This window comes from Paraburkholderia antibiotica, from assembly GCF_012927125.1.
Lineage (GTDB): Bacteria > Pseudomonadota > Gammaproteobacteria > Burkholderiales > Burkholderiaceae > Paraburkholderia > Paraburkholderia antibiotica.
Map to the genome: position 1 here is coordinate 210,647 of NZ_JABBFZ010000011.1, position 18,284 is coordinate 228,930.

The following is an 18,284-nucleotide window of genomic DNA, read 5'->3' on the forward strand; positions in this document are numbered from 1 at the left end:
GCGTGGATGCATTGCTCAATAAAATGGTTCGGGCGCGCGGCGTGGCCCCGTACGATCGGTCTGAATCTGTATTCGGACCGGTTTTACGATGGCGATCTATCTCGACGATACCCAGCGCAACGACATCGCCCGTCTCGCCGCAAGCTGGACGTGGCGCACGCAATGGCCGACATGGACGCTGATCGTCGCGATCTACGGCGGCTGGTTCGGCGTCGCGACGCATGCGCGCACCCTCGGTTTGCCCGCGACGACACTACTGCTCGCGGTATTCGGCGCGTGGTACATGTCGTTGCAGCATGAACTGCTGCACGGTCATCCCACACGTTCTCCATTCATCAATGCGCTGCTCGGCTTTGCGCCGCTGGCGGTGTGGTTTCCTTATCGGCTCTATCGCGACTCGCATCTTCGCCATCACGACGATGCCCATCTGACGCAACCCGGCAGCGACCCCGAAAGTTATTTCGTCAGTGCGACTGACTGGCAGCGTGCCGGTACCGCAATGCGTGCGCTGCTGATGTTTCGCAATACGTTGATCGGACGATTGCTGATTGGGCCGGCGTTTTCAATCGCGGCGACCGGCGCGCAGGCACTGACCAGAATCGGCGCCGGCGATTGGCGCGACGTCCCCGCGTGGCTTGCGCATCTCGCCGCGTTGGCAGCGCTCACCGCGTGGTTGCAGCAGGCTTGTGGAATACCGGCGTGGGCTTTTATCGTCGGTGCGGGATATGGCGCGTTGGCGCTGGCGTCGGTGCGCTCGTTTCACGAGCATCGGGTCGCGCCGGTGGCCGCGCATCGCACGGTGATCAATGAAGCGGGATGGGGATGGCGGCTGCTGTTTCTGAACAACAACTATCATCTGGTTCATCATGACTTGCCGCAGGTGCCGTGGTTTGCGCTTCGCAAAGTCTATGAGAGGTCCCGCCCGCAATACATAGCACGCTCAGGAGGCTTTCTGGTCCAGGGTTACAGCGAATGGGTCACACGCTGGGGACTCGCTGCAGTGACGCATCCGGCGGCGAGCGGTGCAATCGGTGCAATCGGTACTTCCGGCGAAGGCTCAGGAACTCCGCCAGCTTCCACCCGTTTTGCGGGCAAATTGCAGGCAGAATTTGGCAAGGATTGTAGTTACGCTCTCGGCCAAGGGGACCAAAAGTAGAATAAATCACGCGCTCGCCAGACATTCCCGAATCGTGCCGGGCGCACGCTGTGCATGCGTCTGATGCACTTTGACGCCATTCCTGATCGCAATCATCTCAGCAAGAATAGACACCGCAATCTCCGACGGCGTGCGAGCGCCAAGATGCAGGCCAACTGGACCGTGCAACCGACCGATCTGCTCGTCTGTCAGATCAAACAATCGCAGCCGCTCGCGACGCCGTAAATCATTGGCTCTCGAACCGATTGCGCCCACATAGAAAGCCGACGACTTGAGTGCTTCGAGCAGCGCCATATCGTCGAGTTTCGGATCGTGAGTGAGTGCGACCACAGCCATATTCGGGTCTGGACTGAGCTCGATGACCGTGTCGTCCGGCATCGTCGTTCTAAATTCCACCCCTGGCACGTTCGATTCGGCTGCATACTCGACGCGCGGATCGCACACTATGACGTGATAGCCGATCGCCTGCGCCATCGTCGACAGATATTCGGTCAGTTGCCCCGCGCCGATGATCAGCAAGCGCTCACGCGAACCGTGTAGCGTCATCAGCGTCTGCCCGTCGAACTCCACCCGCGAGGCCACACCCGAAGGCATCAGCGCTACCGTTCCGGTCTCCAGATCCAATCGTCGCAGCACCAGACGATCGCGTTCGATTGCTTCGAGCAAATCGGCCAGCCGTGAGCGTGAAGTCACGGGCTCCAGCACAAGCGTGATGGTTCCGCCGCACGGCAGCCCAAAGCGCGTCGCCTCTTCCGCATTTGCCCCGTACACGACGACCTCTGGCCGTAACGCCGGAAGCCGACCGGCACGCGCCCGTTCGATCAACTCGTCCTCGATACAGCCGCCCGACACGGCCCCTTTCACTCGACCGTCCCGGTCAATCAGAAGCAGAGATCCAGGCGGCCGTGGCGCGGAGCCCCAGGTGCGCACAACGACAACAAGCGTAGCCTGTCTTCGTTGCGCGCTCCACTCGACCGCCGTGCTCAGAACATCAAGATCTGCGCTCTCCATTGCTCTGCTCACTTCGGAATCCTACTTCAGATATTCCTTCAGCCAGTTGACGCAGTCCTGCGACTCCTGAACAGGCCATAGAACCCGAACCGTGCTGTCTCCGCGCTGCACCTCGATAAATATGTCAGTAGGAAATCGATGCAATTCGCCAGAATTGCCACCATTTCCGGCTCCAGAAAACAGGCGCCGCCACCACGATCCACCCGTTGCCGGCGGTATCTGATGAACATACCCCGGATGTGCTCCAGTCGTGGACGATGCCGTTGCCGACGCTTCACGATTCGCCCCGGCAGCCGACCTCATGACACCATTGACCTGTCGCGTGGAATCCGCCGTATCGAGCGCTTGAGGTGCACCCGCAACGGCGCGGGCATTCAGATTCGCACCGAACTCCTCCCACATCCGGTCGGCCTTGGTCTTCATTACCGTCAGTCCGAAGGCTCCCAGACGGCCGAACACGTCGACGCTGATCTTCATCGCCAACTCGGTCCTATCGTCGGACAGTTCGGTCAACGTCAACTCGCTCGACTGTTTCAACGAACTTCCAATCGACGAGTCCTCTCCCGTCCCCTCGCTCTTCAGATAATACGGAGGCCGCGTTTCCAGTATCACGGTCCTGATCCTGAACCTCGCGGCAATAAACGAAATCTTGACCTTTACGTTCGCAAGGTACTCGACGTCGCTAACGACTTCCACGGATTCCGTTCCAGGAACGCATCCCGCCATGACATTCGGATCGAGTAGCAAACTCCACACCTTCTCGATGGGCGCATCGATCACCACCTTCTTTTCAAATTCCACGAATCTTCTCCCCTGCGATCAGGATCGATTTGACTATGCCCACATAGCCGGTGCAGCGACACAGATTGCCATTGAGACCCTCCCTGACCTGCTCTTCGGTTGGGTTGGGATTGTCGTTCAACAGCGCGCACGCTGTCATGAGAAAGCCCGGCGTACAGTACCCGCATTGCAAGCCGCCGTGCTCCATGAATGCCGTCTGCAGCGGATGAAGCGCCTCACCATCCGCCAGTCCTTCCACCGTCGTTATTTCACGACCGTGCGCCTGTCGCGCCAGCATCAGACACGATTTGACGGCCTCGCCGTCCAGCAGAACCGTACAGGCACCACACACGCCCGTTTCGCACCCTCGCTTCGTGCCGGTCAAATGAAGATCGTCACGGATAAGATCGGACAGCAATCGACGCGACGGAATCTCCAGGCTGGTGGATTGACCGTTGACAACAACGTTGATCGACGTTTTGCTCATGATGCATGCACCTCTTCCACAGCGGGGTGTGTAAATAATCCTTCGAGCGTCCGCCGGCCAATTACCCTGATCATCTCCCGTCGATATTCTCCCGATCCGCGGAAGTCCGAAATCGGTTCGATGTCGCTCGCGAGAATGTGTGCGGCTTCGGCCGCTACCTCGGCCGTCAGTGGCTGGCCCGCCAGAAACGACTCACAGCGATGAACGCGCGTGGGAACCGGCGTCGACGCACCGATCACGATTCGCGCTTCCTCACAGACCGATCCAGACTGCCGGATCGTACACGCGACGTTGAGAAGCGGACGGTGTTCCGCAGCTGTCCGAAGGTATCGCACATGCCGACCGGCGGTGAACGTGGGCGGCGGCACGCGTATCGCCGTGACCATTTCGTCAGGCGCCAGCGCAGTGGTGTAGTAGTCGACGAGAAACTCTTCAATCGGCAACTCGCGTTGCCTGTCGACTCCTTCAAGGACCACGTATGCACCTAGCGCCATCAGACAGCTGGGTGGATCGGTTGCCGGGTCCGCATAACAGAGATTCCCGCCGATCGTCCCCTGGTTCCGGACCTGGGGATTCGCCACGTGCGAAGCCATCTCGGACAACATCGGAAACTTCTCGCGAATTAACGCGGAACGTGCAACTTCCGCGTGAAGGGTCAGCGCTCCGATGACAAGTCCCCGGTGTTCGTCATAAGACACCCCGCGGAGTCTTCGCAGCCCGGCCAGCGAGACGAGATACTTCGGCGTCAGCATACGTTGACGCATTGCCAGCATGAGTGCCGTCCCACCCGCGAGCATTCGACATTCGTCACCATAATCGGCCAGCATCCTGCACGCCTCCTGCACGGATGTCGGTTCGAGGTATTCAAATTCGCGCATGTTACGACTCCACCTTGGCGAATTGAGCCTTGGTCAGCGCGGCGAGGGCCGCCAGTACTTTTTCGGGTGTGATAGGCAGGCTGTTGATCCGGACGCCGACCGCATCGAATACAGCATTCGCAATCGCACCGGCGCCCGGAACGATCGCGGTTTCACTCGCGCCTTTGGCGCCATACGGACCATTGGGATCGTTGGACTCGACGATGCCCGAGCGGATATCGGGAAGCGAATCGGAAGTCGGCATGGTGTAATCCGCGAAGTTGCCATTCAATAGCTGACAGTTCTGATACTGGAGATGCTCGTACAAGGTCCAACCAATGCTCTGCGCCACCGCGCCGCAACTTTGCCCGTGTACAGCGAGTGGATTCAATGCCTTGCCGCAGTCATCGGAAACAAAAGTATCCACGACGATGACCTTGCCGGTTTCCATATCCACTTCAACTTCCACAGCCTGTGCTGCAAACGAGTACGCGGGGGCGACATTTCCATACTGGCTGGAGCTCGCCATCACCGTGGACGGATCGTGCGTTGCCGTTACCTGAAGACCTTCGCCGCCCTGTCGATAGATGTAGATACGCGCGAGCTCTGCATATGAGAAACCCTTGCCTTCCACGTCCGAGGTGCCGGCGTTTCCTGCGAAAATCCTGCCGTCGGCAAATTGCAATCCGTCGACCGGTACATTGAGTTTCCCGGAGGCAACGCTCATCAACTTCGCCAGCATTTCCCTGGAGGCTTTAATCGCCGCAGGTCCGGCGATCATCGTGACGCGTGATGCAATGGAGCCCAAGCCATACGGCGCCGTGTCGGTATCCGGCGGCATGACGGTGACATGCGAGAGCGGTATTGCAAGCTCATGCGAGCAGATTTGCGCGAGCATCGTATAGGCCCCTTGCCCCATGTCGGCTTCGCCCGTGAATAGATGAACGCGACCGTCTTCACTCATCTTGAGAGTCACGGTCGATCCATCCCAGTCACCCATGGAGCGATTGCCACTCACGTGAATCGCGGCACCCATACCGATACCGCGACGCCGGATTCCTGTTCCCTTGTTGCGCGCACGTTTTGCGTCCCACCCCGTCTCGTCACGAATCTGCTTCAGGCAGTCCGACAGTCCGCTACTGCCGACCTCGAAGCCGTGGACTGTCACGTCCCCCGCTTTGACCGCATTACGAAGATGCAGATCGATCGGGTCCATGCCGATCATGTCGGCAAGGACATCCAGATGACTATTGACGCAAAACGTCATCTGAGGGCCGCCAAACCCTCGAAATGCGCCTCTCGGAGGACAATTCGTATAAACCAGTTTTGCGTTTGCCCTGACATTTTTTAGCGTGCCATGCATGTTGTCGCTGCGCATGACGGACACCTGCAGTACTTCCGGCGCAAGTCCCGCGTAGGCACCGCATTCAGCGATAATGCGCACGTCCTTGGCAACGATAACGCCATTCCTGTCGACGCCCATCTTCAGCCAGATGCGTTCCGGAACACTCGCGCGCGCCCCCTGAAAGTCGTCCAGCCGGCTGTTCAGAAATCTGACCGGCCGCCGGGTCTTTGTCGCTACCCACGCGCAAATAAGGCTGTTGCATTCTTCAACCGTCTTGCCTCCGAATCCGCCTCCGGTTGTCGCCTGAACAACCCGAATGGTCGAGGCTGGACGATCCAGTGCTTCGGCGAAACGCATGCGCTGCAGAAACGGGGTCTGGGTCGGCGTCCACACACTGAGACGACCGTCTGCGCCCTGCCACGCGACCGTCGCCATCGGTTCAAGGTATCCCGGATATTGCGAATGAGTCTCGTACGTCTGCTCGTAGACGGCAACTGCCGTTTCGAACGCCGCGTCAACGTCGCCTCTGACGATATCGTATTCGTGCGCGATATTTCCCGAACCGTGGTGTACTTCGATGGTACCCGGCAACAACGCGTGGTCGGGATTCAACACCGCGGGCAATTCCTCGTACTCGATCTGTATGCAATCGATCGCCTCGCGCGCCGTGTCTTCGTCGACAGCCGCGACGGCCACTACCTCTTCGCCAATGAACCGCACCTTTCCCGTCGCCAGAATGCGATGCTCTTTATGAGCAACGCCCGAAAGCCGAGTGGGCGTATCCTCTCCAGTCAGCACAAGGTGAACGCCGGGTAGCGCACGGGCCGCCTCTGTTTCGATGCGAACAATGCGTGCATGGGCGTAGGGACTGCGAATCACCTTCAGATGTAACATCCCGGGCATCTTGAGATCGCCGCCATAAATGGCGCGACCTAACACCTTGTCCCGCGCGGTGACTTGCGGCGTATCGCGTCCAATCGTGGAATGTTCCATTACTGCTCCTTCGAATATGGTATCGATGATCTGATAGCATTTTTCCTCATTACACGAGGGACCTCAGCACTCACGCGACCGGTTAGATAGTCTGCGTCAACGCGATTCGGGTCAAGTCTGGACGCCGGCCCCCTTAGACTCGCGGCCCCTCCATAAGACGTCACAACCTGCCCATATCCGCCAGCGATCTACGATGCGAGAATCACGCGATAACAGCCCGATTCAAATTATCGCGCAACCAGACAGCGCTAGAAATGCGTGACCATACCCGCCACAAACCCCACTTGCGAGCCCCCGAAATTCGGGTTCGTTCGGGTATTTGCCGGACCGCTCAATGGATCGTCGTTCCGGTTTGCCCCATACGGATCGCTATAGCCGTCGTCAAGCCCGATATTGGAGGTCTTGCTGTTCGTTACGAGACTAACCTCGGAATAAAGGTAAGTGCGCTTGGATAGCGAGTAGGTTCCGCCCAGCGTCCACAGATTTGCATTACCGTTCCCGTGGTTTGCATTCGTATGATAGACCGCGGCCATCACCGCTGCGGCGGGAGTGATGTTCCAGCGTGCGCCGATCCATTCCTGATCAACCGCCGTTGGCAACCCCGTTCCCTCCTTCAGAGTGGTGGGCGCGGCACCCGTATTGGCGAAATAACCTTCGGCGGATGCCTGCGGTGCGCTCAGATGCTGGAACCCGCCGTACATCGTCACCGGGCCGATGTTGTACGTACCGCCAGCCAGAATCGATCGCGAATTCTGATAAACATTATCGAACTGGCCGCTGGCACTTCGGATTTCGTCATAAATCACCAGCAAGTACGCTGGACCGTGCTGATACGACAGCTCGATGCCGTCCGAACGCCCCTGAGGACCGTACAGTTGACCGGGCCCACTGCCTGGATTTCCCGAGTTGAAACTCGTGTTATTGGTTAGATCGTATTGCCCCTTGACGGTCAGACCGTGCCAGGTTGGCGTCTTGTATTCGAGAGTGTTCGACGCGTAAGTCCAGTTCCGACCGCGCACCAGCGTCGAAACGCCGAAGATGTTCATTAACTGCGGGTCAGTACTAAAACTGTCGTTCTGAAGCTCGTACCCGCCGATGCGGCCCGCTCTAAACGTCCCCCACACGGGATTCGTCACCCCGATCACGGCTTCACGACAGAAGATGCCACAACCCAGCGCACCGTTCGTTGAGCTGAACCCTGATTCCAGCTGGAAGATCACGCTGGTTCCGCCGCCAAGGTCCTCGGTCCCGCGCAGCCCCCAGCGAGAAGGAACAAGATCGCCCGATTCCATGCTGACAATATGTCCGTTAGGCGTGTTGCCCAGATATTGCACGCCGGTGTCGATAATGCCGTAAATCGTGACGCTGTTCTGCGCACTCGCGGTGCACGGTAGCAAGATCAGCGACACGATCAGGGGCACTAATGCAGAACTTTTTTTCATGACGCGTCTCCTCCTGAAGCCAATACAAAATTTATTTTCATAAAATTTCGTCGCATCTATTTTTTATTTAAATATCCTAAATATGCAGACGGCTATGACATCGACTACCATCATCCGAATTTGGGGTGAACGAGACTACCTCTTGAGCGCACCCGCTTCGACCATCAGGTTGCCGGTCTAAACCTCAAGTCCGGGAATTGCACATTCGATATTCAGTTGGACTTCGCCGCAGCGGAATGACGCGGATTGGGATAAGGCAATAGTGCTGCCAACACCGTCGCAAGAACCAGACTGATTGCCATCCAGTACAAAGTCATCGTGACATCGGTGCTCCTGCTGCGCATCACGCCAATCAGCCAGGGGCCAAGCAGACCGGAAAGACTACTGATGGCATTGATCAATGCCATACCGCCAGCAGCGCCTGCTCCTGCGAGAAAAGTCGGGGGAATGGTCCAGAAAACCCCGAGGGATCCGGTAAGACCGATCGTGGCCAGGCAGATGAAGGCATAAGACAGCCCCGGCATTCCCGATACCAGCCCACTACCAAACATCCCGATCACACCGATTGCGAGGGCGCCTGCCAGGTGCCAGCGCCGCTCGAGCGTACGGTCCGAATGCTTGGCGTTGACAATCATTGCGATGGCTCCCAGCGCAAACGGAAACGAACTAACGAATCCGATCTCGATGAGTGGCAGTTGAGTCATCTGATTGATCACCTGGGGCATCCACGTCGATATGCCGAAGAAGGCGATACCGGTACAGAAATACAGCAGCCCCATCGCCCAGACGATTGGCTTGGTGAGCGCCTCGCGGATACTCGACGTCCCATGGCTTGCGGCCTCGCCGGCCGTTTTGGCCATTTCGCCGACAAGCCATTTCCGCTGTATGTTCGACAACCACGATGCCTCAGCGGGTCGATCGACGAGGTAGAAGCGTGCAATCACGCCAAGAATTGCACCCAGCGCGCCTTCCAGCAGCATCATCCAACGCCAGCCGAGAAATCCGCCCGTATCGTTGAAGCGTGACATCAGGAATGAACAGAGCGGTCCACCAACAATGAGCGATACGATGCATGCAACGTAGACGACACTGATGGGCTTACCAAGATGTTTGGCGGGGAACCACAGCCCCAGGTAATACATGATTGCCGGCAGCAACCCTGCTTCGACGGAACCCAGCAATACTCGCGCAATATCCAGCTGCAACGGCGTTCGCACGAATGCCGTTCCGATCAATACGAGACCCCACATGAAAAGAATTCTGGCAAGCCAGAGCCTCGCGCCGAAGCGATGCATGAAGATGTTGCTCGGTACTTCGAATATGATATATCCGACATAGAAGATCCCTGCGGCAAAGCCGAATGCTTCCGGTCCGAGCCCCAGATCGTGATTCATCTGCAGGGCAGCAACACCGATACTCGCCCGATCGAGGTAGTTGATGAACCACGCGATGAATAGAATCGGTACGAGCTTCCAGGTAATCTGCTTGATGGTCTGCTGCTCGACCTCCACCATCTCGATGTCGGAAAAATTCGTCTTTCCTCTCGGCAAAGTGCTTTCGCCGCCCAGCGTCAACGGTGACGCCGGCACATCCGTCTCTTTCATTTACAGTCTCCTAATTAGAATGTCTAGCCATGTATTTCGATGGAGATGCAGAAATATTTATCCGACTTCAAACAGCCAAATTCGGGCATGACGACCCCGGCTCGCTTTTACGGCTCTTGTGCATAGCGTCTCAGCGCTGGAAATCAAACCGACGGCAGCTGTCGCACATGGCTCACATGCCCCCTTCTGTGAGACCCGATTGCTCATGGCAATCCGCCTGCTACCCGTCAACTGCCGCCGGAGATTGGCCGCGGCAGCACCTATCCAGACTGCATTGACGCAATATTGCCACAAGTGACAATTAAATCAAACAGTATCCGCCTGGGGAAAACACCGCCTCGCCGATCGACGCCGACCGGCGTTTTCATTCGTATGAAAGTACGGACCGTATGCCCACGTTGCCGCGGATCAGCTCACAGACATGCGGGCGACGCATAACGCCCGTTAGCGTAGAGAAGCGGCAATTCCGGCGTATCCGGATCCGCAGTCAGGATGGACTCGCAAACGCCGACGAAGATGTCGTGCGTACCATATGAAAACACCGAGGCAACCTTGCAGAACACGTTGGATTGCGCGTCAACGAGGAATGGCGAGCCGGTTCGATCGGCCTGCCACGAACCGGTCGTGAATTTTTCCGCCGGATTGTCGACCTTACGACCGAATGCATTGGAGACGTCGAGATGTTGTGTGCCCAGGATGTTCACGCAGAACATCTCGGCGTCACAAAGCGCCGCATGAAAAGACGCCGTGCGGTTGACACAAACCAGCAACGACGGAGGTTCCAGACATAGCGACGTAACCGCCGTGGCGGTCATTCCATGCCAAACACCGGACTTCTGGCAGGTCACGATATTGACTGACGCCGCGAGGCGCCTCATTGCGTGACGAAAATCGTCTTGAAGTATGAGCTGCATTGCGGAGACTACCTCCAAAGTTTTCGTTGGGGCGTGAGGAACGTTTCACCGCAACCCGGCTTGTACGAGCAGCGGCAACACTTCTGTCCGGAAGCGCTCCATGCCCTCGACCCACCGCGGCCACGTCAAAATGATGCCGTCGAAACCCGCGTTGTGAAGAACTTCAAGGCCATCCGCAATGCGGTTTGCAGCGCCGATAAGCGGATAACCACACCATCCGGCGATGAAATGCTGCTTGACGAACTCATACGCCTGAGGAGGCAGATTCCTGGACGTCATACCCATCACCGTGGTCATATTGTTCACGCCCTCCCAATCGCCCAGTTCGTGGACACAATGGTTCCACAGGCGCTGCGCGTCTTCATCGGTATCGCCGTGGAATACATAGGCGTTGCTCCAAACCTGGATCTCCCGCCCGTACACTTCGCGAGCGAAGTTCTTGTACGTCTCGACTTTTTTTCGCAGTTTCTCGGGGTCGTGACTATCGAGTGGCACGAAGGCTACATCGCAATGCTTCGCGGCAAAATGGCGTCCGCGTTCGGATCCTGCCGCATTCATCAGCGCCGGATAAGGGCGCTGGATCGGCTTTGGAGAGAGCTCAGCCTGTTTCAGCTTGAAATAGCGGCCTTCAAAATCAAATGGCTCGTCTTCCTGCCACAGGCGCTTGACGATTTCGACCCACTCCTCGGCGAGCTCGTAGCGAGCCTCGTGCTCCATTTCCGGAAGACCGAACATCTGCAGCTCGGGAGTGAACCAGCCCGTCACGAGATTCAACGTGAAGCGTCCATTGCCGATGTGATCGATTGTCGCGGCCTGCTTGGCGGCAAACAATGGATGCACAGTCGAAAGATGTGAAGTCGCGAATACACTCGACTGCCGGGTCGACGCGGTAACTCCCGCTGCCCACGAATACCCCTCGAAACCGGAGCCGTTGAAGTTCGTGTCGCCACCGAATCCCTTCCAACGCCCGACGGGCACAATGGCTTCAAACTCCATATCGTCGGCGAGGCGCGCCAGTTCGAGGGTTATCGGCCATTCGGCTTTCAGGAGACCCGTCATGCTGGACATGGTCCCTCCGCCGCTCAGATTCGTCGAAAACGTTCCAAGCTTGAGCTTTCGAGTACTGCTGAAAATGGGGTTGTTACTGTTGCGCAGCGCTTCCAGGCGCTCTTCATGCTGCTTCATCACGTCTCCCTGTTTCTGTAGTGGCTACAATTTTCAACTCACGCGAAAATGCCCGATGAACAGACCGTTTCTCCCCGGCATGCCGGCGACCACCAGATCGTCATCGAACAACCGGCTTGCATGTACGAACATCACGCTCACTCGCCGTGGCCAGTGTTTCAGCAGCCTCGCCGCAACACCGTCTCCTTGCAACAGTTCTGCTCACCGGATCGTGAATCTATTCTTGCGTTGCCTCCCCAAGCGAACAACTACTCCAAAACTCAAAGCAGAGGCTGATCGTCTCGACGTCGTCAGTTTTTCTGACAAGCAAAACATCTGTGTATGAGGAAACGATTGGACAAACAGAAAGTGGCGACCGGTGGATTGAGAATGTCGCAAACCTGAATTCCAGCGCCGGCAAGCGAGCAACCGCATCGCTGTCAAGCTCGAACATAGATAGACAAAAGGGGCGCGCCACCGGCATGCCCGATACTCGCGGCTGGGATGGCACTTCAGGACCGAGGGAAAACCCCGTAGCGGAGCCGACGTACGATCCACTAATATTTCCACATATGGAAATATTGCGTTTCTGAGCCTCCCGATCTCATCGACCGAAGAGTCGAGGAGTACGGTGTCGCCTCCGCGAGCGAACGCCATTTTCCCAGATCGTCTCGAGCCGTCATACAACGTTAGGCATCCTATTCTCCTGCGGCCCCGGTTCCGGCCCGGCGATCAATCGGCAGGTTCTCAGTACCGGGTCAACAAGACGATTTCATCATACTCACGCGCGGCAACTTAAGGTTCCAGTCAGGCCCGCGCCGTGCATAGCGAGCGAGGTATCCCGATTGGATCCAGTAAGTGATGTGCTTTCCGACCTGAGAGCCGACAGGGTTGTGACCGGCCGCTTCTCTCTCGCCGCGCCCTGGGCATTCAGGAAATCGGCAGTGACAGGTGCGCCTTTTCGCATCTGCGTGGGCAACCCATTCTTCATTGTTCTTCAAGGTATGAAGCCTGTTCGTGTCGAACCGGACGACTTCATTCTGCTTCCGCATGGTCATGAACACGTCATGTGCTCGTCGCTGGAAGTGGCACCCATATCGTTCGATACGTTGATGAGCAACAACGGGATACAGCCTCGCTTCGACATGCCGCTTTCATTCTCGATTAGCGGGCCGGGAGTCATCAGCGAACTATATACGGGCATCATCGTATTTCGCGATCTTGAGCGTAATCCGTTTCTTTCGATGCTGCCGCCACTCATTCATATCCGGGCGGGAGACACGGCCATTGCGCCATGGTTGCTCAATACGCTCACGAGCTTCATTCAGGAATCGATGGCGGCCCAACCCGGATGGTCCATTGCCGCCGCAAGGCTTGCCGACATCCTGTTCGTTCATCTGCTACGCGCCCAATTGCTGAATGCCGGCCGATCGAATAAAGGATGGCTGCGCGGTATGGCCGACTGGCAGATCGGAAAAGCCATGGCCATGATTCATCGCGATCCGCGCAGGGAGTGGGATGTCGCCAGCCTCGCAACGGAAGCGGGCATGTCACGCTCACGGTTTAGTGCACGCTTCGTTCAACTGGTTGGTGAAACGCCCATTGCACACCTGACCGCCTACAGGATGTATCTTGCCGCGGGACAACTCATGCTCGGCAAACGCCGGCTTGTCGAGGTGGCCGAAAGCGTCGGCTACTCGTCGGATAAGGCGTTCAATCGCGCATTCCGGCGCTGGTCAGGACTGCCACCCAGAACTTATGCACGCTCGGCGCCAGACCTGTTTGATCTGGAACGACGTGAGGTATCGCAAAGCAGGAATGCATGACTTAGGCCCCTCCTCCCGATCCACCAACCGGTTCGTCCCGGCACTCGCGCACGCCCCTGACGGAACCGATGTAATCGCCACTTCCTGACACGAGATCAAGCCGCAAAAAGGTGCGCCTATGTGGCTGCAATCAGATACGACGACGGCACCTTCTACACACCCATAGGCGAACTGACTCAGCCCCCATGACATCGACTCATCGCGCCTGACTCACGCGGGCAATCAATTCCGCAGCGGAGAAGTTCAAAAAAGCCTTATCCGAATACTTGCACTCACCCGAACCGGTGCGATAGCGACCGCGTGTCGCCCTCCTGAACCGGCATATAATTGGAGTCCGACCATCGATGCTCCTGCCGATAGCGCTTACCCACCATGCCACACAAATCCACGCCTTCGAAGAAAGTTTCGCCGAAACAAAAGCCCCGCCGAGTAAGCGGCCGGCCGTTGGCCGATGAAGCAGTAGGACGGCAAGCGATACTCGACAGCACAATTCGTCTGCTCAAAACACGCACGCCCGAACAGTTGAGTGTGCTTGAGGTCGCAGGCGCCGCTGGAGTCACTCGCACGCTGGTTCGCTACTATTTTTCGGACCTTAGCGGGTTACTCAGGGAAGTGACTGAGCTTCTGATGCGTCAATTGCAGGACCGCATGGAAGTCGTAATGAGACTGCAGGGCACCGTGTATGAGCGCGTGCATCAACGGCTACTGCTTCGGCTTGAGTTCATGCGCGAGCATCCGCACTTCGAGCGATTGGCACTCTCGGAAATTTACTATGGAGAGAACGCGGACGACAAAGATCCGGCCGATACTCCGTTGCAACGGATCACACGGCGCGGCCTGGAGTTAACCAGTATGCTTCTCGCCGATTCGCCCGCTTCTACAATTGACCCCCGCTTTCTCCATCTGGCCATTCTCAGCGTTTCGGCGTTCATCCCGATTGCGCAGCCTCTTCTCGCCACACTGTTCGGTGAAGGTCCCGACGCCGATCGTCAGGTTGACGACTACCTCCGGTTCATCTCGCATGTGCTAGCTGACAAGATTCAGCAAGCCGACGAAGTCAACTCCTAGATACGCAAGTCCGTCCGTTAGCAGATCGAAGTTGACGTAGACGGACTGCGGCACTAGACTGATTTTTATTGCCACTTGTGGAAATTAAAGTTAGCCTAGCGTTGCACCCGCCCCTTATGGAAGCGGTACTTCAGGAGGAAATCCATGCAAATCGAAAACATAACTCCCTGCATTGGGTCGGAAATTACCGGCATTGATCTGTCCGATCCGTCGCAAGTCGAAACACACGCAGCCGCTCTCCGCGCGATTCTGGCTGAACGCCAGGTCATCTTCTTCCGTGATCAGGAGTTGAGCCCTGCAGCTCAGGTCCGCGTTGCGCAAGTCTTCGGCAAGATTGAGCCGGTTTCATCGACGTTTCCCGCGCACCCGGATGAACCTCATGTAGAACTGCTCATCAGCCAGGGAACCCGGACTGGAACGGATATCTGGCACGCGGACCTGACGTGGCAAACCTCGCCTCCAGCAGGAGCGTGCTTATATGCGGTGGACGTTCCCGAAACCGGGGGCGACACGATGTGGGCAAGTATGACCGCGGCTTTCGATTCTCTCGACAAGAACATGCAGTCGTATCTGCGCACACTGAGAGCCACTCACAACTGGGAGGCCCCTGCGTTGAGTGACAATCTGGCGCGACGTGATCCGACCGGCGGGCTTTATCGGGCAGCTCGCGAAAAATACGTGCCGATTGAGCAGCCTGTCGTGCTGGAACACCCAACAACCGGTAAGCCCGTGGTCTTCGTCAACGCGCTCTATACCACACATATTCGAGGTGTGACGAACGACGAAAGCTCCGCGCTCATTGCTCTTCTCAGTGGGCTCGCCAAGGTGCCTGAGTGGCAGGTTCGATTCCGTTGGCGAAAGGGCTCCGTCGCTGTATGGGACAACATTGCCACACAACATTATGCGGTGAACGACTACCATCCCGCAGCCCGCAGAATGCACCGCGTTGCGATTCGCAGAGAATGAAGGGATTCGGCTCTTTTGAATGACAACAAGCGACGGGGTCCTGATTATCAGGAATATGTCTCACTGGCCAGCCCGCTCAGAAAAACAATGAACCCGGCTAGCCTGCGATATCGGGCCTCGCGTTTCACCGTGTTGCAATACGCGCATGACTGTAACCATCGACATCGTCATCTACCCGGGATTCAAGATGCTCGAGGCGATCGGCCCTCTCAGCGTCTTCAATGCCGCCAATCTTCATCTGGAACGACGAGGGCAAAGCGGCCGTTACGACGTGAAGATCGCGTCGGTAAGCCGCGGCGAGATCGGGTCGGACATCGGCGTCTCGCTACCTGCCACGAAAGCGCTGGACCTGCTCTCGGTACCGCACACGGCAATTATCGTGGGCGCACCACGGATCGAGCAGGCTCTGGAAGACACGCCGCAAATCGCCGCGTGGGTCAAATTGGCCGCACAGCGGATGACGCGAACGGCGGCCCTCTGCTCCGGCACATTCTTCCTTGCCGAGGCAGGGCTGCTTGACGGCAAACGTGCGACGACGCACTGGGCCGTCGCCAACTCGCTGCAAGAGCGATACCCGTCGGTACATGTCGACGTCGATTGCATTTTTGTCGGTGAGGGCTGCCTCTGGACGTCGGCGGGTGTCACTGCCGGCATCGATCTCGCGCTGGCTTTCGTCGAAGAAGATTTTGGATTGGACATTGCGCTGGACGTCGCGCGCGACCTTGTTGTCTATCTCAAGCGTCCCGGCGGACAGTCGCAGTTCAGCTTGCAGCTAGCCAGTCAGGCCACTTCTCATGCCGGAATTCGCGGTCTGCAGAACTGGCTGCTTGCCAACATCGACAAACCGATCGACGCAGCGGAGATGGCCGCGCGTCTTTCCATGAGTGTGCGCAACTTCAACCGCATCTTTCGGCGTGAAACGGGAACCACGCCTTCGGATTTCCTGGAACGAGGTCGCGTCGAAGCTGCAAGGCGTATGTTGGAAGAAGGAAATCTGCCGTCGAAGACCATTGCTGCAAAAGCTGGCCTTGGAGGGTACGAAGCCATGAGAAACGCGTTCCGAAGGGTACTCGGTGTGACGCCCAACGCATATCGTGAACGCTTTGGCCGCCGTCGCGCCACTGCTTGCGACAGCACCGAGCGACGGCAGTAACGCCTTTCTCACGGCAAGAAAGGCGCAACCCGACTTTGGATGATCACACCGACGGAGTTATCCCGGGCATCGGTATAAAGCCCGGCAATTGCTTCACGCGCTCGAGCCAGCGCAGAATGTTCGGGTAAGGTGCGAGTGCGATGCCGCCCTCGCCGGCCAGGGCCGTATACGGGAAGCACGCAATGTCCGCGATTGTCGGATGATCAAGTTCGAGCCAGTCGCGATCGGCTAGATGATCATCCAGGATTCTGAAGACGCGATTGGCTCCCGTCTGCAATTTTTCGAGGTCCAGCGGATAGTGCAGGATTTTCACGAGCCGCGCACCCGCTGCGTTCATTATTTCACCTCCCCCGGTTGAAAGCCACTGTGCGATCTTGCCTTGCGACGCCGCGTCGGCCGGAAACCAGGTATGACTCCCGTCGTACTTTCCTGCGAGGTAGACAAGGATAGCCTGCGCATCACGCAGCCAAAGATCGTCATCTTCGAAAACCGGAATCTCGCCGAATGGGTTCAGCGCCGTATATTTCGGCGTCTTGTGTTCCTTATTCACGAAGTCCACATTCTCCTTCTGATACTCGATACCCAGGATATTCAGAAACAGACGGATTTTGTAGCAACTTCCTGACAACTCGAAATCGTAGAGTTTGATCATTGGATATTCTCCATGTAGAGGTGGGTAATGAACTGCGGCTGAAAATTGCTCCCAGGCGGGCGACGCTCATCTGCACGTGCCCGCTGAAATGGATGTGACGTCGTGAAATGACACCTAAATGAGGATGCTGGCGTGATGCGCAATCTGGCCGCCAATCGTCGTCTGGATGAAGTAGTACCCATGGTCATAGCCGGTGTGGCGACGCAGCATTAACGCCTGGCCTGCTTCGGCACAGGTTTTTTCAAACACATCCAGACACAGTTCGGTTGCGAGAAATGGATCGTCGAGGCCTTGATCAATCCAGATTGGGGATCTGAGGCAACAGGTAGCCGATGCGACCAGCTCGCTCGCGTCGTACTGCTTCCACGTTTCGCGGTTCTCGCCGAGATAGCCGCCAAACGCCTTCTCGCCCCACGGGCAACGCATCGGCGCGGCAATCGGCGCGAACGCCGACACCGATCGATAGATCTCCGGGTTGCGCAGCGCGAGCACCAACGCGCCATGCCCGCCCATCGAATGACCAAAGATGCCGAGACGCGCGCCGTCGACCGGCAGATTCGCGAGCACCGTCTCGCGCAGTTCGTCGCGCACGTACGAGTACATGCGGTAGTTGCGAGCCCACGGCGCCTGCGTCGCGTCGACGTAAAAACCCGCGCCAACGCCGAAGTCCCACGCGTCGCTTTCGCCCGGCACGTTCGCGCCGCGCGGGCTCGTGTCCGGCGCGATCAGCGCGATGCCGTGCCGCGCCGCGAAGCGCTGCGCGCCGGCCTTGATCGCAAACGTCTCCTCGGTGCACGTGAGGCCCGCGAGATAGAACAACGCGGGTACCTTCGCGCCGGACTGCGACGCCTGCGGCGGCAGGTACA

At 57.6% G+C, this 18,284-nt stretch carries 16 protein-coding genes; 5 read left to right on the forward strand and 11 right to left on the reverse strand.

The window, feature by feature from the left end:
- Window positions 1-88 precede the first annotated feature (88 nt).
- Window positions 89-1,156 carry a fatty acid desaturase gene (locus HHL14_RS19140; RefSeq protein WP_169499182.1) on the forward strand — a complete coding sequence of 356 codons (1,068 nt, stop codon included), beginning with the start codon at window positions 89-91 and terminating at the stop codon, window positions 1,154-1,156.
- Between the two features lie 6 nt (window positions 1,157-1,162).
- On the opposite strand, the gene HHL14_RS19145 is transcribed toward HHL14_RS19140, so the two are convergent.
- The 9 genes from HHL14_RS19145 to HHL14_RS19185 form a co-directional block, all read right to left on the reverse strand.
- Window positions 1,163-2,167 carry an XdhC family protein gene (locus tag HHL14_RS19145; RefSeq protein ID WP_169499183.1) on the reverse strand — a complete coding sequence of 335 codons (1,005 nt, stop codon included), beginning with the start codon at window positions 2,165-2,167 and terminating at the stop codon, window positions 1,163-1,165.
- 21 nt (window positions 2,168-2,188) lie between these two features.
- Window positions 2,189-2,968, reverse strand: coding sequence for a CoxG family protein (locus tag HHL14_RS19150; RefSeq protein WP_169499184.1), 780 nt, complete (start codon window positions 2,966-2,968; stop codon window positions 2,189-2,191).
- Entirely contained in the window at window positions 2,958-3,434 is a 477-nt protein-coding gene (locus tag HHL14_RS19155) for a (2Fe-2S)-binding protein (protein ID WP_169499185.1), read from the reverse strand. The genes HHL14_RS19150 and HHL14_RS19155 overlap by 11 nt, the downstream gene beginning before the upstream one ends.
- On the reverse strand, window positions 3,431-4,312 hold the full coding sequence (locus HHL14_RS19160; RefSeq protein ID WP_169499186.1) for an FAD binding domain-containing protein: 882 nt from the start codon (window positions 4,310-4,312) through the stop codon (window positions 3,431-3,433). The genes HHL14_RS19155 and HHL14_RS19160 overlap by 4 nt, the downstream gene beginning before the upstream one ends.
- A gap of 1 nt (window position 4,313) precedes the next feature.
- On the reverse strand, window positions 4,314-6,629 hold the full coding sequence (locus tag HHL14_RS19165) for a xanthine dehydrogenase family protein molybdopterin-binding subunit (protein WP_169499187.1): 2,316 nt from the start codon (window positions 6,627-6,629) through the stop codon (window positions 4,314-4,316).
- Window positions 6,630-6,877: 248 nt separating this feature from the next.
- Window positions 6,878-8,071 (reverse strand): porin, encoded by a 1,194-nt coding sequence (locus HHL14_RS19170; RefSeq protein ID WP_169499188.1) that lies wholly within the window; start codon window positions 8,069-8,071, stop codon window positions 6,878-6,880.
- Window positions 8,072-8,283: 212 nt separating this feature from the next.
- Window positions 8,284-9,675, reverse strand: a complete 1,392-nt coding sequence (locus tag HHL14_RS19175) for an MFS transporter (RefSeq protein ID WP_169499189.1) — start codon at window positions 9,673-9,675, stop codon at window positions 8,284-8,286.
- A gap of 413 nt (window positions 9,676-10,088) precedes the next feature.
- Window positions 10,089-10,589, reverse strand: coding sequence for a flavin reductase family protein (locus tag HHL14_RS19180; RefSeq protein WP_169499190.1), 501 nt, complete (start codon window positions 10,587-10,589; stop codon window positions 10,089-10,091).
- Window positions 10,590-10,634: 45 nt separating this feature from the next.
- Complete coding sequence (locus HHL14_RS19185) at window positions 10,635-11,774, reverse strand: LLM class flavin-dependent oxidoreductase (RefSeq protein ID WP_169499191.1); 1,140 nt, start codon at window positions 11,772-11,774, stop codon at window positions 10,635-10,637.
- An 824-nt stretch (window positions 11,775-12,598) separates the two neighbouring features.
- Between HHL14_RS19185 and HHL14_RS19190 the strand changes: the two genes are divergently transcribed.
- The 4 genes from HHL14_RS19190 to HHL14_RS19205 all read left to right on the forward strand — a co-directional run bounded on the left by HHL14_RS19190 (window position 12,599) and on the right by HHL14_RS19205 (window position 16,766).
- Window positions 12,599-13,579, forward strand: a complete 981-nt coding sequence (locus HHL14_RS19190) for an AraC family transcriptional regulator (RefSeq protein WP_169499192.1) — start codon at window positions 12,599-12,601, stop codon at window positions 13,577-13,579.
- A 372-nt stretch (window positions 13,580-13,951) separates the two neighbouring features.
- On the forward strand, window positions 13,952-14,647 hold the full coding sequence (locus HHL14_RS19195; protein ID WP_169499193.1) for a TetR/AcrR family transcriptional regulator: 696 nt from the start codon (window positions 13,952-13,954) through the stop codon (window positions 14,645-14,647).
- A gap of 144 nt (window positions 14,648-14,791) precedes the next feature.
- Window positions 14,792-15,613, forward strand: coding sequence for a TauD/TfdA dioxygenase family protein (locus HHL14_RS19200; RefSeq protein ID WP_169499194.1), 822 nt, complete (start codon window positions 14,792-14,794; stop codon window positions 15,611-15,613).
- A gap of 145 nt (window positions 15,614-15,758) precedes the next feature.
- Window positions 15,759-16,766, forward strand: coding sequence for a GlxA family transcriptional regulator (locus HHL14_RS19205; RefSeq protein ID WP_169499195.1), 1,008 nt, complete (start codon window positions 15,759-15,761; stop codon window positions 16,764-16,766).
- Window positions 16,767-16,809: 43 nt separating this feature from the next.
- Here HHL14_RS19205 and HHL14_RS19210 read toward each other — a convergent pair whose 3' ends face one another.
- Window positions 16,810-17,418, reverse strand: a complete 609-nt coding sequence (locus HHL14_RS19210) for a glutathione S-transferase family protein (protein ID WP_169499196.1) — start codon at window positions 17,416-17,418, stop codon at window positions 16,810-16,812.
- Between the two features lie 114 nt (window positions 17,419-17,532).
- The coding region (gene fghA / locus HHL14_RS19215) for an S-formylglutathione hydrolase (protein ID WP_169499197.1) at window positions 17,533-18,284 on the reverse strand (752 nt) is incomplete at its 5' end.

What these genes read in the sequence shown, in the direction of transcription:
- HHL14_RS19200 (WP_169499194.1), top strand. Translation starts at nt 14,792, where the DNA reads ATGCAAATCGAAAACATAACTCCCTGCATTGGGTCGGAAATTACCGGC.
- HHL14_RS19140 (WP_169499182.1), top strand. Translation starts at nt 89, where the DNA reads ATGGCGATCTATCTCGACGATACCCAGCGCAACGACATCGCCCGTCTC.
- HHL14_RS19165 (WP_169499187.1), bottom strand. Translation starts at nt 6,629, where the DNA reads ATGGAACATTCCACGATTGGACGCGATACGCCGCAAGTCACCGCGCGG.
- HHL14_RS19160 (WP_169499186.1), bottom strand. Translation starts at nt 4,312, where the DNA reads ATGCGCGAATTTGAATACCTCGAACCGACATCCGTGCAGGAGGCGTGC.
- HHL14_RS19175 (WP_169499189.1), bottom strand. Translation starts at nt 9,675, where the DNA reads ATGAAAGAGACGGATGTGCCGGCGTCACCGTTGACGCTGGGCGGCGAA.
- HHL14_RS19145 (WP_169499183.1), bottom strand. Translation starts at nt 2,167, where the DNA reads ATGGAGAGCGCAGATCTTGATGTTCTGAGCACGGCGGTCGAGTGGAGC.
- HHL14_RS19180 (WP_169499190.1), bottom strand. Translation starts at nt 10,589, where the DNA reads ATGCAGCTCATACTTCAAGACGATTTTCGTCACGCAATGAGGCGCCTC.
- HHL14_RS19155 (WP_169499185.1), bottom strand. Translation starts at nt 3,434, where the DNA reads ATGAGCAAAACGTCGATCAACGTTGTTGTCAACGGTCAATCCACCAGC.
- HHL14_RS19205 (WP_169499195.1), top strand. Translation starts at nt 15,759, where the DNA reads ATGACTGTAACCATCGACATCGTCATCTACCCGGGATTCAAGATGCTC.
- HHL14_RS19210 (WP_169499196.1), bottom strand. Translation starts at nt 17,418, where the DNA reads ATGATCAAACTCTACGATTTCGAGTTGTCAGGAAGTTGCTACAAAATC.
- HHL14_RS19170 (WP_169499188.1), bottom strand. Translation starts at nt 8,071, where the DNA reads ATGAAAAAAAGTTCTGCATTAGTGCCCCTGATCGTGTCGCTGATCTTG.
- HHL14_RS19185 (WP_169499191.1), bottom strand. Translation starts at nt 11,774, where the DNA reads ATGAAGCAGCATGAAGAGCGCCTGGAAGCGCTGCGCAACAGTAACAAC.
- HHL14_RS19195 (WP_169499193.1), top strand. Translation starts at nt 13,952, where the DNA reads ATGCCACACAAATCCACGCCTTCGAAGAAAGTTTCGCCGAAACAAAAG.